Source organism: Streptomyces sp. NPDC099050 (genome assembly GCF_044759865.1).
Taxonomy (GTDB): Bacteria; Actinomycetota; Actinomycetes; order Streptomycetales; family Streptomycetaceae; genus Streptomyces.
Genome location: NZ_JBIWAE010000001.1, coordinates 30,079 through 54,984 on the forward strand (window position 1 = coordinate 30,079; position 24,906 = coordinate 54,984).

At 72.3% G+C, this 24,906-nt stretch carries 25 protein-coding genes; 14 read left to right on the plus strand and 11 right to left on the minus strand.

Annotation, left to right across the window (positions count from 1 at the left end):
- Positions 1-50 precede the first annotated feature (50 nt).
- Positions 51-1,142, minus strand: a complete 1,092-nt coding sequence (locus ACIQV3_RS00145; RefSeq protein WP_403707996.1) for a WD40/YVTN/BNR-like repeat-containing protein — start codon at positions 1,140-1,142, stop codon at positions 51-53.
- Positions 1,143-1,359: 217 nt separating this feature from the next.
- On the opposite strand from ACIQV3_RS00145, the gene ACIQV3_RS00150 reads away from it, so the two are divergent.
- Both ACIQV3_RS00150 and ACIQV3_RS00155 read left to right on the plus strand, forming a co-directional pair.
- Positions 1,360-2,460: an NADH:flavin oxidoreductase/NADH oxidase gene (locus tag ACIQV3_RS00150; protein WP_403707999.1), complete on the plus strand. Its 1,101-nt coding sequence runs from the start codon at positions 1,360-1,362 to the stop codon at positions 2,458-2,460.
- 124 nt (positions 2,461-2,584) lie between these two features.
- Positions 2,585-2,932, plus strand: a complete 348-nt coding sequence (locus tag ACIQV3_RS00155) for an ArsR/SmtB family transcription factor (protein WP_403708002.1) — start codon at positions 2,585-2,587, stop codon at positions 2,930-2,932.
- Between the two features lie 109 nt (positions 2,933-3,041).
- Here the strand turns inward: ACIQV3_RS00155 and ACIQV3_RS00160 are convergent, their stop codons facing one another.
- Both ACIQV3_RS00160 and ACIQV3_RS00165 read right to left on the minus strand, forming a co-directional pair.
- Positions 3,042-4,397: an FAD-dependent oxidoreductase gene (locus ACIQV3_RS00160; protein WP_403708005.1), complete on the minus strand. Its 1,356-nt coding sequence runs from the start codon at positions 4,395-4,397 to the stop codon at positions 3,042-3,044.
- A 52-nt stretch (positions 4,398-4,449) separates the two neighbouring features.
- Positions 4,450-5,103, minus strand: a complete 654-nt coding sequence (locus ACIQV3_RS00165; protein WP_403708008.1) for a DUF305 domain-containing protein — start codon at positions 5,101-5,103, stop codon at positions 4,450-4,452.
- 85 nt (positions 5,104-5,188) lie between these two features.
- Between ACIQV3_RS00165 and ACIQV3_RS00170 the strand changes: the two genes are divergently transcribed.
- A complete protein-coding gene (locus ACIQV3_RS00170) occupies positions 5,189-6,676 on the plus strand; it encodes an LVIVD repeat-containing protein (protein ID WP_403708010.1) in 1,488 nt (495 codons plus the stop codon).
- A 48-nt stretch (positions 6,677-6,724) separates the two neighbouring features.
- Here ACIQV3_RS00170 and ACIQV3_RS00175 read toward each other — a convergent pair whose 3' ends face one another.
- From ACIQV3_RS00175 to ACIQV3_RS00190, 4 genes are all read right to left on the minus strand, one after another.
- A complete protein-coding gene (locus tag ACIQV3_RS00175) occupies positions 6,725-7,369 on the minus strand; it encodes a TetR/AcrR family transcriptional regulator (RefSeq protein WP_403708013.1) in 645 nt (214 codons plus the stop codon).
- A 37-nt stretch (positions 7,370-7,406) separates the two neighbouring features.
- Positions 7,407-8,120 carry a phosphatase PAP2 family protein gene (locus ACIQV3_RS00180; RefSeq protein ID WP_403708016.1) on the minus strand — a complete coding sequence of 238 codons (714 nt, stop codon included), beginning with the start codon at positions 8,118-8,120 and terminating at the stop codon, positions 7,407-7,409.
- A 201-nt stretch (positions 8,121-8,321) separates the two neighbouring features.
- Positions 8,322-9,260 (minus strand): M56 family metallopeptidase, encoded by a 939-nt coding sequence (locus ACIQV3_RS00185; protein ID WP_403708019.1) that lies wholly within the window; start codon positions 9,258-9,260, stop codon positions 8,322-8,324.
- A 90-nt stretch (positions 9,261-9,350) separates the two neighbouring features.
- A complete protein-coding gene (locus ACIQV3_RS00190; protein ID WP_403708022.1) occupies positions 9,351-9,953 on the minus strand; it encodes a DUF5134 domain-containing protein in 603 nt (200 codons plus the stop codon).
- 145 nt (positions 9,954-10,098) lie between these two features.
- On the opposite strand from ACIQV3_RS00190, the gene ACIQV3_RS00195 reads away from it, so the two are divergent.
- Complete coding sequence (locus ACIQV3_RS00195; protein WP_403708025.1) at positions 10,099-10,638, plus strand: GNAT family N-acetyltransferase; 540 nt, start codon at positions 10,099-10,101, stop codon at positions 10,636-10,638.
- 93 nt (positions 10,639-10,731) lie between these two features.
- Here ACIQV3_RS00195 and ACIQV3_RS00200 read toward each other — a convergent pair whose 3' ends face one another.
- On the minus strand, positions 10,732-11,424 hold the full coding sequence (locus ACIQV3_RS00200; protein ID WP_403708028.1) for a glycerophosphodiester phosphodiesterase: 693 nt from the start codon (positions 11,422-11,424) through the stop codon (positions 10,732-10,734).
- A 192-nt stretch (positions 11,425-11,616) separates the two neighbouring features.
- Positions 11,617-12,240, minus strand: coding sequence for a PadR family transcriptional regulator (locus ACIQV3_RS00205; protein WP_403708031.1), 624 nt, complete (start codon positions 12,238-12,240; stop codon positions 11,617-11,619).
- 50 nt (positions 12,241-12,290) lie between these two features.
- Between ACIQV3_RS00205 and ACIQV3_RS00210 the strand changes: the two genes are divergently transcribed.
- From ACIQV3_RS00210 to ACIQV3_RS00230, 5 genes are all read left to right on the plus strand, one after another.
- Positions 12,291-13,418, plus strand: coding sequence for an LLM class flavin-dependent oxidoreductase (locus ACIQV3_RS00210; RefSeq protein WP_403708034.1), 1,128 nt, complete (start codon positions 12,291-12,293; stop codon positions 13,416-13,418).
- Positions 13,419-13,697: 279 nt separating this feature from the next.
- On the plus strand, positions 13,698-15,110 hold the full coding sequence (locus ACIQV3_RS00215) for a DUF6421 family protein (RefSeq protein ID WP_403708037.1): 1,413 nt from the start codon (positions 13,698-13,700) through the stop codon (positions 15,108-15,110).
- 26 nt (positions 15,111-15,136) lie between these two features.
- Positions 15,137-15,898, plus strand: coding sequence for an SDR family NAD(P)-dependent oxidoreductase (locus tag ACIQV3_RS00220; RefSeq protein WP_403708040.1), 762 nt, complete (start codon positions 15,137-15,139; stop codon positions 15,896-15,898).
- A 26-nt stretch (positions 15,899-15,924) separates the two neighbouring features.
- The gene (locus ACIQV3_RS00225; protein WP_403708043.1) at positions 15,925-17,013 is read left to right on the plus strand and encodes a threonine aldolase family protein; all 1,089 of its coding nucleotides are present in this window, start codon (positions 15,925-15,927) and stop codon (positions 17,011-17,013) included.
- Positions 17,014-17,080: 67 nt separating this feature from the next.
- Entirely contained in the window at positions 17,081-17,680 is a 600-nt protein-coding gene (locus ACIQV3_RS00230) for a transglutaminase family protein (protein WP_403708046.1), read from the plus strand.
- Here the strand turns inward: ACIQV3_RS00230 and ACIQV3_RS00235 are convergent.
- Together ACIQV3_RS00235 and ACIQV3_RS00240 are read right to left on the minus strand one after the other, a co-directional pair.
- Positions 17,616-18,968, minus strand: coding sequence for an MFS transporter (locus ACIQV3_RS00235; RefSeq protein WP_403708049.1), 1,353 nt, complete (start codon positions 18,966-18,968; stop codon positions 17,616-17,618). The genes ACIQV3_RS00230 and ACIQV3_RS00235 overlap by 65 nt on opposite strands.
- A gap of 343 nt (positions 18,969-19,311) precedes the next feature.
- Positions 19,312-20,034: a lysophospholipid acyltransferase family protein gene (locus ACIQV3_RS00240; protein ID WP_403708052.1), complete on the minus strand. Its 723-nt coding sequence runs from the start codon at positions 20,032-20,034 to the stop codon at positions 19,312-19,314.
- A 196-nt stretch (positions 20,035-20,230) separates the two neighbouring features.
- Here ACIQV3_RS00240 and ACIQV3_RS00245 point away from each other — a divergent pair, with 196 nt between their 5' ends.
- The 5 genes from ACIQV3_RS00245 to ACIQV3_RS00265 all read left to right on the plus strand — a co-directional run bounded on the left by ACIQV3_RS00245 (position 20,231) and on the right by ACIQV3_RS00265 (position 24,887).
- Positions 20,231-20,653, plus strand: a complete 423-nt coding sequence (locus ACIQV3_RS00245) for a TlpA family protein disulfide reductase (RefSeq protein ID WP_403708055.1) — start codon at positions 20,231-20,233, stop codon at positions 20,651-20,653.
- Positions 20,654-20,851: 198 nt separating this feature from the next.
- Positions 20,852-21,397 (plus strand): flavin reductase family protein, encoded by a 546-nt coding sequence (locus ACIQV3_RS00250; RefSeq protein ID WP_403708058.1) that lies wholly within the window; start codon positions 20,852-20,854, stop codon positions 21,395-21,397.
- Between the two features lie 200 nt (positions 21,398-21,597).
- Complete coding sequence (locus ACIQV3_RS00255; RefSeq protein WP_250738898.1) at positions 21,598-22,383, plus strand: electron transfer flavoprotein subunit beta/FixA family protein; 786 nt, start codon at positions 21,598-21,600, stop codon at positions 22,381-22,383.
- A gap of 59 nt (positions 22,384-22,442) precedes the next feature.
- Positions 22,443-23,405, plus strand: coding sequence for an electron transfer flavoprotein subunit alpha/FixB family protein (locus ACIQV3_RS00260; RefSeq protein WP_403708061.1), 963 nt, complete (start codon positions 22,443-22,445; stop codon positions 23,403-23,405).
- A gap of 183 nt (positions 23,406-23,588) precedes the next feature.
- Entirely contained in the window at positions 23,589-24,887 is a 1,299-nt protein-coding gene (locus ACIQV3_RS00265; protein ID WP_250738901.1) for a DUF6986 family protein, read from the plus strand.
- The last annotated feature ends 19 nt before the right edge of the window (positions 24,888-24,906 follow it).

The following is a 24,906-nucleotide window of genomic DNA, read 5'->3' on the forward strand; positions in this document are numbered from 1 at the left end:
CGGGCCTGGTGCCTGACCCGGGCCCGGCCCGCCGCCGCTAGCCGCCGCCGCTAGCCGTTCAGCACGGCGGCCCGCACGCACAGGACGTCGGGGAGGTGCTCGGCCAGCAGCTGCCAGCTGTCCCCGTCGTCATGGCTGGCGTACAGCTCGCCGTTGCGGTTGCCGAAGTAGATGCCGGCCGGGTCCGCGTCGTCCGTGCAGAGCGCGTCGCGCAGCACGGTGCCGTAGTGGTCCCCGTCCGGCAGGCCCTTCGTCAGCGGCTCCCAGGTCGCGCCCGCGTCCCGCGTCCGGAAGACCCGGCAGCGGTGTTCCGCCGGGACGCGGTCGATGTCGGCGTTGAGCGGGAAGACGTAGGCGGTCCCGGGCCGGTGCGGGTGGGCGGCCACCGCGAAGCCGAAGTCGGACGGCAGGCCGGCGCCGATGTCGGTCCAGCGGGCCCCGGCGTCGTCGCTGCGGTACACCCCCCAGTGGTTCTGCAGGTACAGCCGGTCGGTGTCGCCCGCGTCCTGGGCGATCTTGTGCACGCACTGGCCGAACTCGGGATCCGGATCGGGCAGGAACACCGCCGAGACCCCGTGGTTGGACGGGGCCCAGCTCGCCCCGCCGTCCGTGGTCCGGAACACCCCGGCCGTGGAGACCGCCACCGTGACCAGGGCCGGGTCGCCCGGGTCGGTGATCACCGTGTGCAGGCCCTCGCCGCCGCCGCCCGGGACCCACTTGTCCCGGGTCGGGTGCTCCCACAGGGGGCGGACCAGCTCGAAGGACTCGCCGCGGTCGGCCGAGCGGAACAGTGCGGCCGGCTCGGTCCCCGCGTAGACCACGCCGGGGGCCTCGGGGCCGGCCGGATGGAGCTGCCAGACCCGCTCCAGGGAGGCTCCGGTGTCCTCGGGGAACTTCACGGCGGCCGCGGCGGGCTCCTGCCAGGTCGCGCCCAGGTCGTCGGAGCTGAAGACGGAGGGACCCCAGTGGGTGCTGTCCCCGGCGACCAGGAGCCGGGGCGCGCCGCCGCGCCGGTCGATGGCGACGGCGGAGACCGCCTGGGCGTTGAAGTGCGGCTCGCCGAACTGCCAGGTGCCGCCGGAATCCCGGCGGCCGATGAACAGTCCCTTGCGGGTCCCAGCGAGCAGTAGCACGTCGGTCATGGCCGACACCTCCGGACGTCTTTGTCCTGCACGGCAGCTTTTCCGTCAGTCTGCACCCGGCCACTGACAGCGGCAGGTCGCCGCGCGCGGGCCCGCTCCGCGCAGCCGCCAGTCATACGAAGAGTCTCGTACTACGAGAGATTTCGTAGTACGGTGAATCTCGTACTTAGTGGCGCCGGTTCCCCGGTGCGCTTCCAGTCGCCTCTGGAGACCCCTCATGAGTGCTGCCCCCGTTTCCTTCGCCGCGCTGTTCCAGCCGTGGACCATCCGCTCGGTCACCGTCCCGAACCGGGTGTGGATGGCCGCGATGTGCCAGTACAGCGCCGAGCCCTCCGGCCCGGACGCGGGCGTGGCCAACGACTGGCACTTCGCGCACTACGCGGCCCGCGCCTCCGGCGGCACCGGCCTGATCATTCAGGAGGCCACGGCCGTCTCCCCCGAGGGGCGGATCTCGCCGTACGACCTCGGCATCTGGAACGACACCCAGGTCGAGGCGCTGCGCCGGATCACCTCCTTCGTCACCGGACAGGGCGCGGTCCCCGGCATCCAGCTCGCCCATGCCGGCCGCAAGGCCTCCACCGACCGCACCTGGAAGGGCGGGCGGCCCGTCGGCCCCGAGGCGCACGGCTGGCTGCCCAGCGCCCCGAGCCCCGTGCCGTTCTCCCCGGACCACCCGGTCCCGCACGAGCTGACGGCCGATGAGATCCGGGACGTCGTCGAGCAGTTCGCGGCCGCCGCCCGGCGCTCGCTCGCCGCCGGCTACCGGGTCGTCGAGATCCACGGCGCCCACGGGTACCTGATCGGGGAGTTCCTCTCCCCGCACAGCAACGAGCGCACCGACGAGTACGGCGGATCCTTCGAGAACCGCACCCGCCTTGCCCTCGAAGTCACCGACGCCGTACGGGCGGTGTGGCCCGAGGAGCTGCCGCTGTTCTTCCGCATCTCCGCCACCGACTGGCTGGAGGAGGACGGCTGGACCGCCGACGAGACCGTCCGGCTGGCCGGGCTGCTCCAGGAGCACGGAGTGGACCTCCTCGACGTCTCCACCGGCGGCCTCGCCCCCGGGGTGACCATCCCCGTCGGCCCCGGCTACCAGGTGCCCTTCGCGGCCCGGGTCAAGGCCGAGACCACCCTCCCGGTCGCCGCCGTGGGTCTGATCACCGAGCCGGAGCAGGCCGAGAAGATCCTGGCCAACGGCGAGGCGGACGCCGTCCTGCTGGGCCGCGAGCTGCTGCGCGACCCGTTCTGGGCCCGCCGCGCGGCCGCCGAGCTCGGCGCGCGGATCCGTACGCCCGAGCAGTACCACCGCTCCTGGTGAACCGGTGCGGTGCGGGGACGGGGGTCCCGCACCGCACCCACCGTTCGGATCCGCTCCTACGATGGTTCTCGTACGATGGGGCACAGCAGGAAGCGCGGCATCACCCAGCGAGTGGAGTACGGACATGACGGAACGTGACGCGGCCCGTGTCCTCGCCCACCCCGAGCCCGCCGAGATCCGGCTCGAAGGCGTCCTGCACGCCCTCTCCGACCCGGTCCGGCTCTCCATCGTCCGCGATCTCGCGGCCACGGAAGCCGAGCTGGCCTGCTCGTACTTCGAGCTCCCGGTCACCAAGTCCACGACCACGCACCACTTCCGGGTCCTGCGCGAGAGCGGTGTCGTGCGCCAGTGCTACCGCGGCACGGCCAAGATGAACGGGCTGCGCCGTGCGGAGCTGGCGGAGCTGTTCCCCGGGCTCCTCGACGGAGTCCTGGCCGCGGCCGCCGCCGAGCAGGCGCGCGACGACGGCTGAGGCGGGGTGGCCGAGGCGGGACGGCTGAGGCGGGGCGGCCGAGGCCGGACGGTTGAGGGCCGGACGGTTGAGTCCGGACGGTTGAGGCAGGCGGACCCCGACCGGGGAGTCAGTCCGTGCCGCCCGCCGCCCCCAGCAGCCCCGCCCAGTCGGGGATCTTGACGGAGCGCCGGCCCAGGGAGCGCCCCAGTTCCGCCTCCGCCGTCTCGATGGCCAGCCACCCCGGCCACCGGACCGGTCGCAGCCCGGCCTCGCGCAGGGCCTCCAGCGGGTCCCGCTCCCGGTCGCGCCGGGCCAGCGCCCCCGCGTCCTGGAGCAGGGAGGAGGCCGTCTCCTTCGCACAGGGCCGGTTGGTGCCGATGACCCCGGTCGGGCCGCGCTTGATCCAGCCCGCCACGTACTCGCCGACGGAGGCGCGGCCCTCCCTGAGCACCCGGCCCGCGGCGTGCGGGACGGTACCGCGCCGCTCGTCGAAGGGCAGCCCGGCCAGCGGCACGCCCCGGTACCCCACCGAGCGCAGCACCAGCTGCGCCGGCACGTCCTCGTAGACCCCCGTGCCCGTGACCCCGCCCAGGCCGTCGGGGGCGGTCCGCTCGAAGCGCATCCCGGTGACCCGGCCGGCCGGGCCGCCGAGCACTTCCACCGGGCGCAGGAAGAACCGCAGCGCGATCCGCCGGTCCCCGCCGACCGCCGGATCCGCCGCCCAGCCGCGCAGCACCTCCACGTTGCGCCGGTTGACCGCGGGGAGGGGCGCGCCCGGGTCCGCGTACGCCGGGTCGAGGGCCAGTTCTGCCGGGTCGGCCAGCGCGTCCACGCCCGGCAGGGTGGCCAGCTCGCGCAGCTCCTTGGTGGTGAACTTGCCCTGGGACGGCCCGCGCCGGGCCACCATGTGGACCGTGCGCACCCCGCTGGCGCCGAGCGCGCCGAGGGCGGGCTGCGGCATGTCGGTGGGGGCCAGCTCGGGTACGCCCCGGGCCAGGATCCGCGTCACGTCGACCGCCACGTTCCCGGCGCCGACCACGATGGCCGCATCCACCCCGGGCAGCCCGAACGCCTCGGCCGCGGCGTCCGGATGGCCGCTGTACCAGGCCACGAAGGCCGTGGCGGAATGCACCCCGGCGAGGTCCTCGCCGGGGATGCCGAGCATCCGGTCCCGAGCGGCGCCCACGCAGTACACCACCGCGTGGTACAGCTCCAGCAGCCGGGCGGTGGGCAGGGCCTCCCCGCCGACCTCGACGTTCCCGAGGAAGCGGATCCGCTCGTCCTCCAGCACGGTGCGCAGGCTGCCCTGGAGGGACTTGATCTTCTCGTGGTCGGGGGCCACCCCGTACCGCACGAGCCCGTACGGAGCCGGCAGCCGGTCGATCACGTCGACCCGGATCCCCGGCACCTCACGCTGCTGTACGAGTGTCTGTGCGGCGTAGACCCCGCTGGGGCCCGATCCGACGACGGCGATACGAAGCACGGCGGAGCTCCTCCCGCAGGTGTTCCCAGCATGACACCGGCTGCCGGGGCCGTCAGCCCATCGCGCGCATCCGGTGGATCTCGGCGCTCTGGGTGGCCGCCACCTCGTTGGCCATCTCCTCCACGGCGGCGTTGTTGCCCGCGGCCAGGACCTCGCCCGCCATCTTCAGGGCGCCCTCGTGGTGGGTGGTCATCAGGGCGAGGAAGAGCCGGTCGAAGTCCGGCCCCCTGGCGCCGGTCAGCTCCTTCAGCTGCTGCTCGGTGGCCATCCCGGGCATCGCCGCGTGGTCGTGGCCTCCGGGGGAGGTGCCGGGCGCCGGGTTGCGGGCGGCCCATCCCTCCATCGCGCCGATCTCGGGCTTCTGCGCCGCCGCGATCCGCTCGGCGAGCCGTTTGACCCCGTCGGCCGAGGCCCGGTCGGGGGCCAGCGCACTCATGGTCAGCGCCTGCCCGTGGTGTTCGATCATGTTCCGCACGTAGGCTCGGTCCGCCGCGTTGGGGGTGTCGTCGGGCAGTTCCTTCGCCGCCTGTTCGGGGGAGAGGGTGCGCGCCTTCTCGCCGGGTTTGCCGGGAGCGATCACCGCCGGCCTGCCGTCGGCCGCGGCGTCCGGGGCGCCGCCGTCGCGGCAGCCGGTGACGGGGAGCAGGAACCCGAGGGTCAGGGCCGCTCCGACGATTCGCCCGAGTGAGACTTTCGCCATGTCCATGCAAAGGACCATACTGCCGGGGTCCGCGTTCCGTTCCCACCACGGGCGGAACCGACCGGACCTTTGGGAGGGCACAGTGACCTCGATGCACACCAGCAGAGCGCGGCGCACATCCCTGGGAGTGGCCGCGGCAGCGGCCGGACTCCTCACCTCGCTCCTGGCGGCCGGACCCGCGGCCGCCACTCCCGACCCGGGAGACCTGCTCCCGGGCGCGGGCGCGAGTGCGCCGCAGAGCGCCGCCACCGCGGCCGGCGCGGGACGGGAACTGGCACCCGGCGAGATACCCGGCCAGGACGAGATCGTCCACAGCCGCAACATCAAACCCCTGGCCAACATCCCGAGCACCGACCCGACTCAGATCAATTCCGACATGGCGTTCCAGGGGAAGTACGCCTACGCGGGCAACTACAACGGCTTCGTGATCTACGACATCGGCAACCCCAAGGCGCCGAAGAAGGTCACCGAAGTGCTCTGCCCCGGCGGGCAGAACGACATCTCGGTCGACGGGGACCTGCTCTTCCTGTCCACCGACTCCTCGCGCAGCGACGACTCCTGCACCAGCGTCTCGCAGCCCGCCACGGAGAAGTCCTCGTGGGAGGGCATCAAGATCTTCGACATCAAGGACAAGAAGAACCCCAAGTACATCAAGTCCGTCGAGACCCCGTGCGGCTCCCACACCCACACGCTGGTGCCGGGCGGCCGGGACGCCTACCTCTACGTCTCCTCGTACAACCCGAACGACGCCTTCCCCGACTGCAAGCCGCCGCACGACGGCATCTCGGTCGTGAAGGTTCCCAAGAAGAACCCGACGCAGGCCGCGGTCGTGGCCTTCCCGATCCTCTTCCCCGACGGAGGCAACCCGGGCGCGCCCACCAACCCGGGCGTCTCCAAGACCACCGGCTGCCACGACATCACCGTGCTGCCCTCGAAGGACCTCGCGGCGGGCGCCTGCATGGGTGACGGCATCCTCTTCGACATCAGCAGGCCCGAGGAGCCGCGCGTCATCGACCGGGTCCAGGACAACGTGAACTTCGCGTTCTGGCACTCGGCCACCTTCAACGAGCGCGCGAACAAGGTGGTGTTCACCGACGAGCTGGGCGGCGGTGGCGGCGCCACCTGCAACGAGGCCACCGGCCCCACCCGGGGAGCCGACGGCATCTACGAGATCACCGGCCGCGGCGACCAGCGCAAGCTCGTCTTCAAGAGCTACTTCAAGATCCCGCGCCTGCAGGCCGACACCGAGAACTGCGTGGCCCACAACGGCTCGCTGATCCCGGTCGGCGGCGGCCGCGACATCATGGTCCAGGCCTGGTACCAGGGCGGCATCTCCGTCTGGGAGTTCACCGACTCCACCCGCCCGAAGGAGATCGCCTACTTCGAGCGGGGCCCGCTGACCACCGACAAGCTCGGTCTCGGCGGCTCCTGGTCCGCGTACTACTACAACGGGCACATCTACTCGAACGACATCGTCAAGGGCCTCGACGTGCTGCGGCTCGACGACTGGCGCACCGACAGCGCCAAGTGGGTGCTGCTGGACCGGCTCAACGTGCAGACCCAGCCCGACTACCGCTGACGCTGCCGACTACGGCTGACGCGGCCGACAACCGCTGACGCGCCCCGACTACCGCTGACGCGGTGAGGGAAACGTTCCGCCGGGCGGCCCACCGTCCGGCGGAACACCCAGCTCCCAGTCCAGCCCGTACCGCTGGAACAGCTCGGCCCGCAGCCGGGCCGCCGGCATCGGCGCTCCCGGCAGCAGCACCGCCACCACCGCGCCCATCAACAGGGCCCGCAGCAGCGGATAGTCGGTGTCCACGTTCGCCGATCCGTACCGTACGACGGTCTTCCGCAGCAGCTCCGCGAGCCGCTGCTGCTCGGCGCACTGGACGAAACCCTCCGCCTGCAGGATGCCCGCCATGTGGGTCCGCATCAGCCGGGGCCGGTCCATGGCCAGCCCGAGGATCGCGTCGATGGCCCGGGCCAGGAGCTCCCGCCCGGCGTCGGGCCCGTCGGGCCGGGGCTCCCGCTCCAGCGCCGCTTCCAGCGTGAGGTGCATCAGCCGGTGGACGGCGGACTGGAGGAGCTGGCGCTTGCCCGGAAAGTAGTAGGACACCAGGCCGCGGGCTGCTCCCGCCCGGTCGGCGATGTCGCCGAGGGTGGTGGCCTCGAAGCCGCGCTCCGCGACGAGCTCGACCGTGGCTTGCAGCAGTCGCTCCCGGGAACGCCTGCGCAATTCTTCATTGACCGATGCGCTGCGCGGGGACATGCTTGCTCCTGCGTTGACTGGCTCGCGGCCAGTATACTCAGCGCACCGGACCGCCTGCTCTGGGCGACACGGGGGATCGCCCAGAGCAGGCACCGTCCGAGACCGCGAGCGCCACGAGCACCGCGCCCAGCAGCCAGCCCGCCAGGACGTCCGAGAACCAGTGGACGCCCAGGTAGGTCCGGGTGAAGCCGACCCCGAGGACCGAGACCGCGGCCAGGACGCCGAGCAGCGCCAGGGCCGGGCGGGACCTCGTGAGCGAGTGGGAGAACGGCCGCGCCGGCCCGCGTGCGACCAGCCACAGGAGCAGGCCGCAGACCACCGTCGCCGTCAGGGCGTGCCCCGACGGATAGGCGGCGTAGTCCGCGGTGACGACCGGATCCGGCCAAACCGGCCGCTCCCGCCCCACCAGGAACTTCAGCCCCTGACTCACCACCGAGGCCGCGAGGGCGGCCAGCGCGATCCGCACCGCGCACCGGATCTCGCCCCGCCACCACAGCCACAGGCAGGTCGCGCCCGCCAGGGCCCGCATGGTCCACGGGTCCCAGACCCAGTCGCTGAGCACCCGCACCGGCCGGGTGACCCCGGGGTGGGAGACGGCGTAGGAGTGCAGCCCGCGCGCGATCCGGCCGTCGAAGGACATCAGCGGACCCCAGCGCACGGCCACCAGGACCGTCAGCACGACCGCCGCCACCGCCGCGGCGGACAGCGCGCACACCAGTGGGATCCGCATCCGTACGTGATCGCTCCGCATCCGCCGATCCTCGCACCCGGCGCGGCTCGTGCCCGGCAGGGGCGGCTCCCGCGATCCCCGGTGCGCGTGATCCAGGGTGCCGCGGTACCCGGTGCGCGTGATCCAGGGTGCCCGCGGTACCCGGTGCGCGTGATCCAGGGTGCCCGCGGTACCCGGTGCGCGTGATCCAGGGTGCCCGTGGTCCCCGGTGCGCGGCGGCCCTCAGGTCAGCGCGCCGAGTCCCGGTCCGAAGGCCACCAGCAGCGGAACCGCCGGAGCCAGCGTCGCCAGGGCCGTCAGCCGCATCCGGCGCACGGCCGACAGGCGGGGCGCGGCAGTCAGCAGCCGCCGGACCCGATGGGGGACGTGCGCGTGCGGCGCGGGGGACGGGCCGAAGACCCCGCGGTCCTCGTTCAGGCCGATCAGGGCCAGGGCGGTGGTCAGGCGCCCGTACCGCCGCGAGGCCACGTCGTCGGCCGCCAGCTCCACCAGGCGGTGCATCTGCGCCTCGAACGCGGCGAAGACCGGGACCCGCGGGAACCCCCCGGACAGCGCCCGCGAGCAGTGCAGCAGCCAGTCGTGCCGGGCCGCCGCGTGCCCCTGCTCGTGGGCCAGTACGGCGTCCAGCTGACTCCCCTTGAGCCGGCCCAGCGCCGCCGTCGTGACCACCAGCCGCGGGATCGGCCCCGGCAGCCACCAACTGTCGGGCCGCTGCCCCTCCAGTACCACGAGCCGTGTTCCGGTGGCCTGCTCCCCGGGCAACAGCGGGGCCCGTGACAGCAGTTCGGCGCCCTGCGCGCGCCGCCGGGCGCGGGCCCGCAGGATCTCCCGGGCCAGCATCGCTCCGGTCCACAGTCCGCCGCCGGCCAGCGCGACGGCGGTGCCCGCGGCCCAGAGCCCGCCCGAGGCGTCCAGCGCGTAGGCGTCGACCACGCCGTGCGGGGCCGGGGCGAACAGCCTGCCCCGGACGGCCTGCCAGGCGGCGGCCGCGCTCAGCAGCATCGACAGGGCGAAGCACAGGAGCACGGCGCCCACCACGCACTGCCAGGCCCACAGGGCCACGACGGGCTCGCGCTCGGGCCATTCGGCCCGGGCCAGCAGGCGGGGTGCGAGCACCGCGGTCAGGGCGCCGAGCAGCAGGAGAACGGCGGGGACCATCATGGGCCCCAGCCTAGGAGCGTGCGGCTACCTGCGGGTATGGGTCCGGGCCAAGGGTGACGCAGGACACGTTTCGCCGTCCCGTCCGCGGCCTCACATCGTGAGCAGCATCGCCAACATGCCGATTCCCATGGCGAGTCGGCAGGCACGGAGCACTTCCGCCGGTCCGGCGGGGGCGCCGGTGCCGGCAGCGGTGCCCGACGTGCCCGCGGTGCCCGTCGCGCTTGCGGCGCCCGCGGCGCCGACGGTGACCAGCCGGGCGCCGCCCAGCACCACGTACCCGGCGTAGTAGACGAGCAGGAGGCCGGTGAGCAGCGGCAGCCCGGCGCCGCCCTGCCCGTGGGCGTGGCCCGAGGATCCCGGCGCCGCGCCCGTCCCGGCGGCCACCGCCATGTAGACCATGGTCAGCGAGCCCACCAGATGGTGCGCGTGGTGCGGGCCCCCGCGCAGCAGCCACAGGGCGTGCAGCGCCGCCCCGCAGAAGACCGCGCCCAGCACGGGCGCCTGCCAGCCGCCGCCCAGCCGCAGCGGCACCGCCATCAGGGCCATGCCGAACCCCATGGCCGCCTCCCCGGCCGCCGCTCCGCCGCCGGCTCTCCCCGCGCGCCGCAGACAGTACGCCCCGCTCACCGCGCAGAGCAGGACGAGGAGCCAGGCGGAGACGGAGGTGGAGAGGGACGTGGCGGGACCGTGCACGGCGGAACCTCCCGGTTCGTCGGCTTCACCGGAAGAGATGCCCCCTTCACACGGCCATCACGCCGGGCGAGGTTAGGCTCTGTGCGACCACCGGAAGACGCACGTCGCTTGACCTCGCGTGACCTCGCGCAGAACGGAGCCCTCGATGCCGAGCGCCGCCCCCCAGGCCTTGACCTACCGCAGTGCCGTGGAGGCGGACATCCCGGCGCTCGTGGCGCTCGTGGAATCGGCGTACCGGGGGGATTCGAGCCGCGGCGGCTGGACCACCGAGGCGGACTTCCTGGACGGGCAGCGGACCGACGCGCAGGACGTGGCCCGGATCGTCGCGCACCCCGAGGGCATGCTCCTCGTCGTGGAGCGCGACGGCGAGATCGTCTCCTGCTGCCACCTCGAACACCGCGGTGACCACGTCTACTTCGGCATGTTCGCGGTCCGTCCCGGACAGCAGGGCGGCGGGCTGGGCAAGGCGGTCATGCTGGAGGCCGAGCGCCGCGCCCGCGAGCAGTGGGCGGCCAAGGAGATGCGGATGACCGTGATCAACGTACGGGAGGAGCTCATCGCCTTCTACGTGCGCCGCGGTTACGAGCGCACCGGCGAGATGAGCCCCTTCCCCTACGGGGACGAGCGGTTCGGCGTTCCGCTCCGCGACGACCTGGCCTTCGAGCTGCTGGTCAAGACGCTGTAGCCGCGGGGGCGGGGCCCACGGGACGGGCCGTCCGTGGGCCGGCCGCCGTGCGGGACGTCGTGCGCGCCCCGTGCGCCGTGCGCGTTCCCGGGATCAGGCGGTGAAGCGGCCCGTGGAGCGGATCTCCGGGAAGTCGGTGAGCACGCCGTCGAGTTCGAGGGCCCGCGCGAGGCGCAGCCGCTCCAGCGTGTTGACCGTCCACCCCGTCACGCGCAGTCCGGCCTCGTGCGCCGCCTCCACGGTGTGCAGGGTGAGGTGGCCGATGTTCAGGGCCACCGTCTCCGCGCCGGCCAGCGCGGCCCGGGCGACGGCCTCCCCGGCGTCCGCCGGGGTCTGGTTCGCGTAGAGCACGGTCCGTACGCCCGGCACCAGCCGGGCCGCCTCCACGAGCACCTCGTCGCGGAAGGAGGCCACTTCCACCCGGCCGGTCAGATCGCGGCGCAGCAGCAGCTCAGCGAAGTTCCCCACGGCGGCGAGGTCGTGGACCTGGATCCGGAGCGGGGCGCGGACGGCGTCGAGGACCTCGTCCAGGACCGGAACGTGCTCGCCGTCCCCGGCGTCCAGCTCGCGCAGTTCGGCCAGGGTCAGATCGGCCACGGCTCCCGACCCGTCGGTGGTCCGGTCGACCTCGGTGTCGTGCAGGACGACGAGGGCGCCGTCCTTGCTGAGCCGCACGTCCAGCGCGACGACGTCCATGCCGGAGCGTTCCGCGCGGACGAACGAGCGCAACGTGTTCTCCGGTTCGACACCCATGACCCCGCGGTGCCCGATGGTGAGGAAAGTCAAGGTTCTCATCCTTCCGTCGACGGCGGCTCCCCGCGCGGTCGCGGTGTCCCGACCGGCCGCGCGCGATGTGAGGCGCATGCTAGTGCGCCCCGCATGCGATGAAACCGCCTTTGCGGGGCCTCGGCAATGCCGTCCTGCCGCTCCCCGACGGGCCCGCCGGGGGCGGGGAAGCCCCCGGCGCGGCAAGCGTGGTCACCCGGGCGTGGGCGCGTCCCCACCGGCTTGACGTTCCCGCGCGTGCGGGCCCTCCGGGCCGTCCAGGTCCGCGAGCAGGGCGCGCGTCAGCTCCAGTTCGGCCAGATGCTGGCGCTCGCTCCAGCGCAGGGCGAGCACCGGGAACGCCCAGTCGGGCTCGGTGGCGGCGTGCGCCATGGCCTCCCGTACGGCGGTCAACTCCTCGGTGGTGCGCTCCAGATGCTCCGTCACCATGGTGCGCAGCCGCTCCGGCTCGGCCAGGTGCCCGAGCCAGACGCGCAGCAGCAGACCGTGTTTGAGCACCGGGGGGCCCGCCTCGGCGACGTCGGAGGCCCAGCCGGCCAGCGCCTCGCGTCCGGCGGGGGTGATGCCGTAGCGGCGCTTGGCCCGCGCCTCTTCGGGGCCGGAGCGCACGGAGGCCGCGTAGCCCAGTTCCTCCAGGCGGCGCAGTTCGGCGTAGATCTGGCTGATGGCCGGGGACCAGTAGAAGAAGCGCAGCGAGGAGTCCGCCCACTTCTTCAGCTCGTAGCCGGTCCGCTCCCCGGGGAAGGAGAGCAGGCCGAGAACCGCCCACGCGGTCGGTGGAAGCTCTTGCTTCTTCGGCTTCTGACTACTAGTCATATTTCGAATTGAAGTGAGACCCGGCACAGGACGCGACCCTGGAGGCATAAGTGAAGTTCTCCGTCATCTTCGAGGCACAGCTGGCCGACCCGACCGTGGAGCGCGAGCACCAGGTCATCCGTGACTGCGTGGAGCAGGCGGTACTCGCCGAACAGATGGGATTCGACCGGATCTGGGCCGTCGAGCACCACTCCCTGAAGTGGTACGCCCACATGTCCGCCCCGGAAATCTTTCTTGCTTTCGTCGCGGCTCGGACGAACACCATACGCATCGGCCACGGAGTCGTGTGCATGCCCTTCGCCTTCAACCACCCCGTCCGGGTCGCCGAGCGCGCCGCGATGCTCGACCTGCTGTCCGGCGGGCGGGTCGACCTCGGGGCCGGGCGGGGCGGCACCGTGCAGGAGACCTCGCTGTGCGGGGTGGACAGGGACCGCACCACGGCGGAGGTGGAGGAGGCCCTGCGGATCATCGGGAAGGCCTGGCAGGAGGACGAGCTGGAGTACCACGGGGAGCTCATCGACATCGATCCGCACCCGATCCTGCCCCGGCCGAGCCAGCGGCCCCATCCGCCGCTGTTCCTCGCGTGCAGCCGGGCCGAGACCCTGGTGCAGGCCGCGGAACTGGGCGTCGGGGCGCTCGTGATGGGATTCGCCGGGCCGGAGTCCATCGCGGGGATGCGCTCCGTCTACGACGCCGCGATCGCCGGCCGGGACGGCGGCCGGTTCGTCTCCACGGCCGTCAACGACCACTTCTCGGTGCTCTGCCCGACGATCGTGCTCGACGACCCCGAGGAGGCGCGGCGGATCGGGATCCGGGGGCAGCGGTTCTTCGCGCAGTCGATCGGCCACTGGTACGGCGGGGCGGGGGTGCCGGACGAGGCGGTGGTCGCCGGCGCCGACGAAGGAGCGGAGATGCGCAGGGCGGCCGAGCAGGTGGTGGCCCGGCTGCACGAGCAGGACATCCCGGTACGGCCGACCGCGACGGCCACCTTCAACGCGGACCACGCCTACGGGAGCGCGGACGAGGCGATCGCGTACGCGGAGCGGCTGCGGGAGGCGGGGGCCGACGAGATCATGTGCCTGATCCAGATGGGGACGGTGCCGCAGGAGGCCTGTCTGGAGACCCTGCGGCAGTGGGGCGAGAAGGTCATCCCGCACTTCGCGAACCAGCGGGCGTAGGGGGCCGCCGCCGTGACGGATGTGAATGCCGGGGTCCGTTCGGCCCTCGACTCCCACCCCGGGATGTTCCACGGATTCCTCGCACCGGCCGGAGTGCTCCCCGAGGCCCGCCAGGCCTTGGCGCGCCTGGGCGAAGCGATCGCCGCCACGCGTAAGAACGGGAAGACTTCCGGTGAAACTGGGGGTGACGCAGGATAATTTCCCGGATCTCCTCTTGAGTGGAAGAGCCTCACCCGCTTACGCTGTGCCGACGTGAGGTTCTCCTGTGGAGGAAGTGACATGACGGAAACTCTTGTGCCGGGTATCGGCGGTGCCGTGATAACCGCCGGTGTACGGGTGGTCGACCACCCGGCGTGGCCCGAGCTCAAGGCCGCCGTGGAGGAGATCCGGCCCTGGCAGTCGGCCGACGGCTCCATCGACTTCGAGGCCGAGGGCGAGCACGCCCGTGCCACCGTCCAGGCCGCGGTCGAGCGCGTGATCGAGGGCATCGAGGCGCTGTCGCCGCTGCTCCCGCACGCGGCCCCGTACCACCGCGCCCTCGTCGGCGACCTGCGCAAGTGGGCCGACGGCGGCTTCGGCGTGCCGGACTTCCTCGACTCCCTGCTGGCCTTCGCCCCGGCCGCCGAGCGCGCCGACGGGCTCCAGCACCTCGTGGTCTTCCCGATGTACACGCAGAACGGCAACCCGGACCGCAACCTCGAAGCCGTCGTGCTGAAGATGGTGTGGCCCGAGTGGCTCTCCGAGCTGGAGCGCACCCGGTACGACAACCCGCTCTTCCTCGGCATCACCTTCGAGGACTTCACCCCGGGCTACGACACGCACTCGGCCGTGCTCTTCCCGGAGACCATCGCGGTGCGCGAGGCCCCCGAGCGCTTCACCTGGGGCGGCATCTTCTGCGACCGCGAGGCCGCCCGCTACCGCAAGGTCACCGAGGCCGCGGTGGACATCCTGGGCATCGAGCTGCCCGAGGACATCGCCCGGATGGTCGAGGACCAGGAGCGCTGCGAGAAGGCCTTCGTCCTGTGGGACATGGTCCACGACCGCACCCACAGCCACGGCGACCTGCCGTTCGACCCCTTCATGATCAAGCAGCGCCAGCCGTTCTGGATGTACGGCCTGGAGGAGCTGCGCTGTGACCTCACCGCCTTCAAGGAGGCCGTGAAGCTGGAGTCCGAGGGCAACGAGCACGGCCGCGACGTGCAGTACGCCGTCCTCTTCGACAGGATGTTCCGCTTCCCGGTGTCCGGCGACCGCAACCGGAACTACGACGGCCTCGGCGGCCAGCTCCTCTTCGCGTACCTCCACAAGCACGACGTCGTGCGCTGGACGGACAACAAGCTGAAGATCGACTGGATGCGCGCCCCGCAGGTCACCAACCAGCTGTGCGCCGAGATCGAGGACCTCTACCGGGCCGGCATCGACCGCCCGAAGCTGGTCCACTGGTTCAAGGCGTACGACCTGGTCGCCGAGTACCTCGCCCCGCACCCGGGCTCCACGTGGGCCAAGGGTCCCGACGCCCTGGACCTGACGCAGCCGCCGCGCAAACTCGTGGACGACGTGCTTCCGGACGAGTTTCCGCTGAGCATGTTCTATGAGGCCCTGGCCAAGAAGCTCAAGGGCGTGATCGCCTCGACCAAGGGCATCACGGCAGGGAACGCCGCGGAACGCGAGACCGCGCGGGTCGCCGCGTGAGCGCTCGCCCACAGGAGGCAGCACAGATGAACGGCTCCGGTAACGGGAACGGGAAGCTCCACGGGGCGGTAGTGGCAGTGGCGGGGGCCGGCGGGCCCGCCGGCCGCGCGACCCTGCTCCGCCTCGCCGAGGCGGGAGCCGTGGTCGTCGCGTCCGACGCCGACGCGGCCCGCCTCGCCGAGGCGGTCGACGCCGCCCGCTACGCCCACGGCGGCGCCACCATCACCGGTGACACCGTCGACCTGCTCGACCTGGAGGCCACCAAGGCCTGGGCCGAGCAGACCGAGAAGGAGTTCGGCCGCATCGACGGCCTGGTCCACCTCGTCGGCGGCTGGCGCGGCAGCAAGACCTTCACCGACGTCGACCTCGCGGACTGGGCCTTCCTGGAGAAGCTCCTCATCCGCACCGTCCAGCACACCTCGCTCGCCTTCCACGACGGGCTGCTGCGTAGCGACCGCGGACGTTACGTCCTGGTCAGCCAGTCCGGTGCGCACAAGCCGGTCGCCAACAACGCCGCGTACAACGCGGGCAAGGCGGCGGCCGAGGCCTGGACGCTCGCGATGGCGGATTCCTTCCGCAAGGCGGGTGGCGAGGACGGTCCGGGCGCCGCTGCTGCGATCCTGGTGATCAAGGCATTGGTGCACGACGCGATGCGCGCCGAGCGTCCCACTGCGAAGTTCGCGGGCTTCACCGACGTCAAGGAGCTGGCCGAGGCCATCGCCGGCGTCTGGGAGCGGCCCGCCACCGATGTGAACGGACAGCGCCTGTGGCTCACCCCCCAACCGTGAAGACCGGCGCCGCGAAGGCAGGTGCCGTGAAGACCGCGATACGCAAGTCCGCGGCCAAGACCGATGCCCGTCGGCACCACGACCCGGCGGTACGCGGCTTCGCGAGCGACAACTACGCCGGAATCCACCCGGAGATCCTCGCGGCCATCGCCCTCGCCAACGGCGGCCACCAGGTCTCCTACGGCGACGACGAGTACACCGAGAACCTGCAGCAGGTCTTCCGCGGTCACTTCGGCCCGCACGCCGAGGCCTACCCGGTCTTCAACGGCACCGGCGCCAACGTGACCGCCCTGCAGGCGCTCACCGACCGCTGGGGCGCCGTGATCTGTGCCGAGTCGGCGCACATCAACGTCGACGAGGGCGGTGCGCCCGAGCGGATGGCGGGCCTCAAGCTGCTCACCGTCCCCACGCCGGACGGCAAGCTCACCCCCGAGCTCATCGACCGGCAGGCCTGGGGCTGGGAGGACGAGCACCGGGCGATGCCGCAGGTCGTCTCCATCACCCAGAACACCGAGCTCGGCACGGTCTACACCGTGGACGAGGTCCGTGCCATCTGCGAGCACGCGCACGCCAAGGGCATGAAGGTCCACCTCGACGGCGCCCGGATAGCCAACGCCGCGGCCTCGCTCGACGTGCCGATGCGCAGCTTCACCAACGCGGTCGGCGTGGACGTGCTGTCCTACGGCGGCACCAAGAACGGCATGATGGCCGGCGAGGCCGTCGTGGTGCTGAACCCGGACTCCGTCCGGCAGATGAAGCACATCCGCAAGATGTCGATGCAGCTCGCCTCCAAGATGCGCTTCGTGTCGGTACAGCTCGAAGCGCTGCTCGCGAAGGACCTGTGGCTGCGCAACGCCCGCCACGCCAACGCGATGGCGCAGCGGCTGGCGGCCGGAGTGCGCGAGACCGACGGGGTGGAGATCCTCTACCCGGTGCAGGCCAACGCCGTGTTCGCACGGCTCCCGCACGAGGTCTCGCGGCGGCTGCAGGAGCGGTACCGCTTCTACTTCTGGGACGAGATCGCGGGCGACGTCCGGTGGATGTGCAGCTACGACACCCAGGAGGAGGACGTGGACGGCTTCCTCCAGGCCCTCAAGGAAGAGCTGGCCCGCTAAGTCTGCGGGCAGGCACCTACAGCTATCTATAGGCATGCAGTCTCATGCATGAGTATGCTCCTGGATCATGGAATTGATCCAGGAGCATACTGACCTTGCCGCCTATCTGGCCGCCGATGACGCGGTCGATCACGGACATCCGCTGGTCGAAGAGACCGCCGACGCCCTGTGGAGCACCACCGGCGATGCATATTCATACGCCAAGGCGGCCTTCGAGTTCGTCCGTGATGCCATCCCGCACTCCGCCGACTCCGGCGACGACCGCGTCGCGTGGCGCGCCTCAGACGTCCTCGGTACGCGCAACGGGATCTGCTACGCCAAGGCGCACGCGCTGACCGCACTGCTGCGCGCCCGGGGCATACCGGCCGGCCTCTGCTATCAGCTGCTGGGCGACGACGACGGAACCAACCTCGTCCTGCACGGTCTCGTCGCGCTGTGCCTGCCCGGCGGCGAGGGCTGGTCCCGGGTGGACCCGCGGGGCAACAAGCCGGGTGTGGACGCCCAGTTCACCCTGGACCGCGAACGACTCGCCTTCCCCGTCCGCCCGGAGCTCGGCGAGATCGACTACCCCGGGCTGTACGCGGCCGCGCACCCGGCCACGCTCAAGGTGCTCCAGGAGTCAGCGGACCGGACGCAGTTGTGGCGGAACCTGCCGACGGGGCTGTAGCCGGCGGGTCCACGGTCGACGGTCCCGCGGGTGACGGCCCCGCGGCCGCCGGGGCGGCAACCGTCGCCGGGTCGGCAACCGCGCCACCGGCGGCCGCGGCCGCGGGGACGGCTGGCTCCCGGTCCGGGCCGCGCGCCGCCACCGCGGTGTGCAGCAGGGCCGCGGCCAGTTGCAGGGCGGCGATCGCGAGGACCAGGATCCAGGGCGGTGCGTCGGCGGCGAGCCCCACGAGGGCGGCGCCCGTGGACGCGGCCGTCACCTTCAGTCCGGCGCCGAGGGTGAACACCTGGGTCCGCGTCCCGTCGGGTGCGAACTCCGAGCGGATCCGCAGGGTGGCCGTCAGCAGCGGCCCGTCGCACACCCCCGCCGCGGCGAACGCCACGGCCGCGAGCGGGAGGGACGGGGTGAACGCGGCCACCGTCAGTGCCACCCCTGTCGCCGCCATGGCCCAGCGGGCGAGCCGGCCCGGGGGGACGGTCGTGATCCTGCCCAGCGTCAGGGAGCCGGTCAGGGCGCCCAGGGCGAAGGCGGTCATCAGTACCCCGCCGCCACCCGGGCTGCCGAGCGAGGCCGCCAGGAGGACCGAGGTGACGGTGAGCGCCCCGAGGCCCAGGAAGGCCAGGGTCGTGGCCGAGGTGATGGCCCGCAGCTGCCGGATCCGCCACAGGGCGGCCAGCCCGGCGCCCATCCCGACCCGGGGCGCGCCGGGGCCCGGCTCCTGGCTTCCGTGCGGACTCCCGTACGGAAGGGTCGCCGCCAGCGCCGCCGCCAGCGCGCCGGACGCGGCCAGGAGCCCCATCGCGGGCCCGGCCGAACCGAAGGCCGCGACGAGGCTCACGGCCGCCGGGGCGGTCACCGCCGCGCCGTTGTAGGTCGACGCGTCCCAGCCGTACGCCTTGTCGCGCGCGGGGCCGGGCGGGACCAGCCCCGCCACCAGGCTCGACAGCCCGCCCGTCACCATCGGCCCGCAGGAGCCGCCGAGTACCGCCACCGCGAGCACCACGGGCGTCGGAGCCCGCCCGAGCAGGAACGCCAGGGCCGCCACGGCCGTGGTGAAACCCGCCAGGGCGCCCACGTGGAAGAGGCGGGGCCGGCGCGACCTGGCCGCGGCGGCGCCCGCGAGCGGAGCCGCGAGCACGTGCGGGGCCAGCCAGGCGGTCAGGACGAAGGCGCCGTGGGCGGCGCTCCCGGTGCGCTGGAGGGCGAGCAGCACGACGGCCATGCCCATGCCCTCGGAGGCGAAGCGCGCCGCCAGTGCGGCGGCCAAGTACCGTCCGAGCCCCGGCATTCCGGCCCCTTTCGCCCTGTGCCCGGATGACGTGGCAGAGGGCTGTGAGGTTACGCCATACGGGTGTAGGGCGAAAGCATCGCGATTCCCGGTCAAGGGGAACCCGCCGTCGAGCTGATGGACGCCCGGTCCGCGCGGATCAATGACCACATCAACAGCAACGCCCCGCCGCAGAGCGGCTGGGCGGGCTCCACGCTGTGCGGCGGGAGCCTGACCAAGGGCCTGGGCCCCGGCCACGGAGGTCGGCTCCCACGCGGAGAACCCGAACTGACGCGCACCCGACGCGCGACCGCGGCCCCGCCCATCGGGCGGGGCCGCGGTCTGCCGCAAGGCTCAGCAGGCCTCAGCCGGCATCCTTGACCTGCTCCGGGGTCGGCGCGGTGCCGCCGAGGTGGGCGGGCAGCCACCAGGAGTCCTCGGCGCCCTTGGGCTTGGCCGGGTAGGCGGCCTGGGCGGCGTCCAGCAGCTCCTGCACGCGCTCGCGCAGCCGGCGGGTGATGGCCCCGGCGTACTGGTCGGCGGGCGCCTCCAGCGGCTCGCCCACCCGCATCGTCACCGGGATGTGACTGCGCTTGAGGTCCTTGGGGCGGCCCTTGGTCCACATCCGCTGGGTTCCCCACAGTGCCACCGGGATCAGCGGGACGCCGGCCTCCTGGGCCATGCGGGCCGCACCCGACTTGAAGCTCTTGAGCGTGAAGGACTGGGAGATCGTCGCCTCCGGGAACACGCCGATGATCTCGCCGGAGCGCAGCGAGTCGAGCGCGTGCTGGTAGGCCGTCTCGCCCTGGGCGCGGTCCACGGGGATGTGCTTCATGGCGCGCATCAGCGGACCGGACACCTTGTGCCGGAACACCGACTCCTTCGCCATGAAGCGGACGAGCCGCTTCTGCGGGCGCGCGGTCAGCCCGGCGAAGATGAAGTCGAGGTAGCCGATGTGGTTCGACACCAGAACGGCCCCGCCCTGGCGCGGGATGTTCTCGGTGCCCTTCATGTCGATGCGGACGTCGAGCGCGCGGAAGAGGGCGTGCGCGGCACCGACAACCGGGGGGTAGACGAGCTCAGCCATGGTGGGGAGACCCCGCTTTCTGCCTGGAGGTGCTCCCGGCCCGAAGTTACGGCAGCGTAGGTACGCGGCCATGGGGGATCGTGCCCCATACGGGAGCCGCAGGCCAGCCCAGACGCCCGTGCCCGGCGAGATTCTCGTCACGCCGGGAATGCGGAGCGCCCGCCGGGCGCTCCGATCAACGGAAGAACGTACCGGGATGAGGGAAAGTGCCCGTACGGGTCGGGCGACGGCGGAGACGGGAGCGCGGGTGCGCGCAGGCGAGCGGGACGAAGGCACGGGTGCGGGTGCGGGTGCGGGTGCGGATCGGGGCGCGGGCCGGCTGGGCGTCGCCGAACTGGGTGCCGAGCCGGGGGAGCGGGCGACGCTCGTGCAGTTCTCGAGCGCCTTCTGCCAGCCCTGCCGGGCCACCCGGCGGATCCTGGACGAGGTCGCGGCCATGGTCGCGGGGGTCCGGCACATCGAGATCGACGCCGAGAAGAACCTGGACCTCGTACGGATCCTCGGCATCGAGAAGACCCCGACGGTACTGGTCCTGGACGCGGCCGGCCGGATCGTCCGGCGGGCCGCCGGCATGCCGCGCAAGTCGGACGTGATCGCCGCCCTGGGCGCCGCCGTATGACGCGGACCGGATGGCGCGGACCGTGGCGCGGGCCCTGCTGCGGTCCGTGATGCGGGCGTCCCATGAGCCGGTACACGCGTCCGCACGCAGCGTGACGCGCCCTACATCTGCCCGTTGAGGCTTGACTGTGTACACGAGAGATCGCCAGGCTTGCGATATGCGGTATGAACTCCTGCTTTACGGACGGGGCACCTCCTGATGACGGCTCCGACAGCTCCGTCCCCACGGGCCGGCGCAGGCCTGCCCGGCTCGCCGGCGCTGTTGCGCTCGGTGTTCCGCCGGCACGCCGCGGGCGTCGCCGTGATCACTGCCGAGAGCGGTGGCCGGCCGGTGGGTTTCACCGCGACCTCGCTCAACTCGGTCTCCGCCGACCCTCCGCTGCTGTCGTTCACCATCGGCACCGGGTCCTCCAGCTGGCCCGCGATACGGGACTCCGAGCACCTCGGGGTCCACATACTCGGCGAGCACCAGGGGGAGTTGGCCGGCCTGTTCGCCCGCAACGGTGCCGACCGCTTCGGGTCCGCCACCGACTGGGCGCCCGGCCCGCACGGGGTGCCGGTCCTGGGCGGAGTCCTGGCCTGGCTGGTGTGCCGGGTCGTGGCGCGGGTTCCGGCCGGCGAGCACCGGGTGATCATCGCGGAGGCGGTCGCCGGGGACCCGGCGGGGGACCCCGTGGGAGATCCGGGCGGCGAGGGCCGTCCGCTGCTGTACCACCAGGGGCGCTTCAACGCGTTGCGGGACTGAATCGTCCCTGCTGGGGCCGGTTCCGCCGGCGTTGGCCAGATCACAGTTCACCGGCCTTGCAACCTGGCGGCACCCGCTGTGTACTGACGAGTAACATTCCTGACGGGGCGCGGGCCGCCCCGGCGGGAACGGCCCGAGATGGCGCCTATGCTGCCTGAACAAGGCGGTACCAGAAATGTCGATGCGGTAGGAGAGCCGGCGTGAGCCTGAGGATCGTTGTCTGTGTGAAGTACGTGCCCGACGCCACTGGCGACCGGCAGTTCACCGAAGACCTGACCGTCAACCGTGACGACGTCGACGGCCTGCTGTCGGAGCTCGACGAGTACGCCGTCGAGCAGGCGCTGCAGATCGCCGACGAGGCCGACGACGCGGAGATCACCGTCCTGACGGTGGGCCCCGAGGATGCGAAGGACGCGCTGCGCAAGGCGCTGTCGATGGGTGCCGACAAGGCCATCCACGTCGAGGACGACGACCTGCACGGCAGCGACGTCATGGCCACCTCGCTGGTGCTCGCCAAGGCGATCGAGAAGGCCGGTTACGACCTGGTCATCACCGGCATGGCCTCGACGGACGGCACCATGGGTGTCCTCCCGGCGATCCTGGCCGAGCGCCTGGGCGTCCCGCAGGTCACCCTGCTCTCCGAGGTCAAGGTCGAGGACGGTGTCGTCACGGGCCGTCGCGACGGCGACTCCGCGAGCGAGCAGCTGGAGGCCTCCCTCCCGGCGCTCGTCTCGGTGACGGACCAGTCGGGCGAGGCCCGCTACCCGTCCTTCAAGGGCATCATGGCCGCCAAGAAGAAGCCGGTGGAGTCCTGGGACCTGGAGGAGCTGGAGATCGAGTCCGACGAGGTCGGTCTCGAAGGCTCCTGGACCGCGGTCGACTCCGCGACCCAGCGCCCGGCCCGCACCGCCGGCACGATCGTCAAGGACGAGGGCGAGGGCGGCAAGTCGCTGGCCGAGTTCCTGGCCGGCCAGAAGTTCATCTAAGAGCTTCGGTCATCCCTCGACAGTCCCCCTGACTACTTCGCATTCGCAGGAGCATCCCCATGGCTGAAGTCCTCGTCTACGTCGACCACGTCGACGGCGCCGTCCGCAAGCCCACCCTCGAACTGCTGACGCTGGCCCGCCGCATCGGCGAGCCCGTCGCCGTCGCCCTCGGCAACGGCGCCGAGGCCACCGCCGCCGTGCTCGCCGAGCACGGCGCCGTCAAGGTCCTCGCCGCCGACGCCCCGGAGTTCTCCGACTACCTCGTCGTACCGAAGGTGGACGCGCTCCAGGCCGCGTACGACGCCGTGTCCCCGGCGGCCGTACTGCTCCCCTCCTCCGCGGAGAACAAGGAGATCGGCGCCCGCCTGGCCGTTCGCATCGGCTCCGGCATCATCACCGACGCCACCGACCTGGAGGCGGGTGACGAGGGCCCGGTCGCGACGCAGGCCGCGTTCGCCGCGTCCTTCAGCACCAAGTCCCGCGTCTCCAAGGGCACCCCGGTCATCACCGTGAAGCCGAACTCGGCCCCGGTCGAGGCCGCCCCGGCCGCCGGCGCCGTCGAGGCGCTCGCCGTCACCTTCGGCGCCCTGGCCACCGGCACCAAGGTCACCTCCCGCACCCCGCGCGAGTCGACCGGCCGCCCCGAGCTGACCGAGGCCGCGATCGTGGTCTCCGGCGGCCGAGGCGTCAACGGTGCCGAGAACTTCCACATCATCGAGGCCCTCGCGGACTCCCTCGGTGCGGCCGTCGGCGCCTCGCGCGCCGCCGTGGACGCCGGCTGGTACCCGCACTCCAACCAGGTCGGCCAGACCGGCAAGTCGGTCTCCCCGCAGCTGTACATCGCCTCCGGCATCTCGGGCGCGATCCAGCACCGCGCGGGCATGCAGACCTCCAAGACGATCGTCGCGATCAACAAGGACGCCGAGGCCCCGATCTTCGACCTCGTCGACTACGGCGTGGTCGGCGACCTCTTCGCGGTCGTCCCCCAGCTGACCGACGAGATCAAGGCGCGCAAGGGCTAAAACCCTGCCGCAGGCGCTGACCTGCGGGTAAGTGGTCTCCGGGGCCGTGTGGTGTTTCTCACCGCACGGCCCCGAGTCGTTTGTCCAGGACGGCGGGGGGACCATTGACGGAGCGGAACCCCGTGACTAAATTCTGTAATGCGGATCTAAGATTCCGTGAAGCGGAAAAGAGGAGAGTGCACGATGGGTCAGCAGGAGAAGGTGGCGACGAGCCTCGCAGGCGCGGTCAGCGAGGGCATCAGCGCTTCCCTCAAGCCGGTGGACGCGGAACTCGCGCGCCACTACCCGGGCGACCCCGGCACCCGTCAGCCCATCCACACGGTCTACGTGCCCGGTGACGTCTTCGCCGCGGACACCATCCGTACCTGGGGCGACCAGGCCCTCGCGGCCCTCGACGAGCACGCCCCGGACGCCGCCACCTTCGCGAAGGTACTCGGCATCTCCGACGAGCTGGCCGTACCGGTCTACGACCGCGTCCGCGCCAAGCTGGCCTCCGAGCCCATCGAGGACCTGCGCGTCGACTTCGAGGACGGCTTCGGCGTCCGCTCCGACGAGGAGGAGGACCAGGCCGCGGCCCGCGCCGCCCGCCTCGTCGCCGAAGCCTTCTCCAACGGTACGAACGCCCCGTACATGGGCATCCGGATGAAGTGCATGGAGTCCAACGTCCGCGACCGCGGCATCCGGACCACCGACATCTTCCTCTCGGGCCTGCTCGCGCACGGCGGCCTGCCCGAGGGCCTGGTCCTGACCCTGCCCAAGGTCACGTACCCCGAGCAGGTCACGGCCTTCGTGCAGCTGCTGGAGGCCTTCGAGACCGCCCGCGGTCTGCGCCCGGGCCGGATCGGCTTCGAGATCCAGATCGAGACCAGCCAGTCCATCCTGGCCTCCGACGGCACCGCCGCGGTCGCCCGGATGATCGAGGCCTCCAAGGGCCGCGCCACCGGCCTGCACTACGGCACCTTCGACTACAGCGCCTGTGTCGGCGTCTCGGCCGCGTACCAGTCGAGCGACCACCCGGCCGCCGACCACGCCAAGGCGATCATGCAGGTCGCGGCCGCCGGCACCGGCGTGCGCGTCTCCGACGGCTCGACCAACGTCCTGCCGATCGGCACCACCGAGCACGTCCACGAGGCCTGGAAGCTGCACTACGGCCTCACCCGCCGCGCCCTGGCCCGTGCCTACTACCAGGGCTGGGACATGCACCCGGCGCACCTGCCGACCCGCTACGCGGCCGTCTTCGTCTTCTACCGCGAGGGCCTCGAGACGGCCGCCGCGCGCCTGAAGGCGTACGTCGCCAAGATCGAGGGCGACGTCATGGACGAGCCCGCCACCGCGAAGGCCCTGGCCGGCTACCTGGTCCGCGGCCTGGACTGCGGCGCCGTCGGCGCCGACGAGGTCACCGCCCTGACCGGCCTGACCCGCGCGGAACTCGACGCCTTCGCCATCCCGCGCCGCTCGGCGACGCTGACGGCGACCGCCTGAGGCTGAACGCCACGCGGGG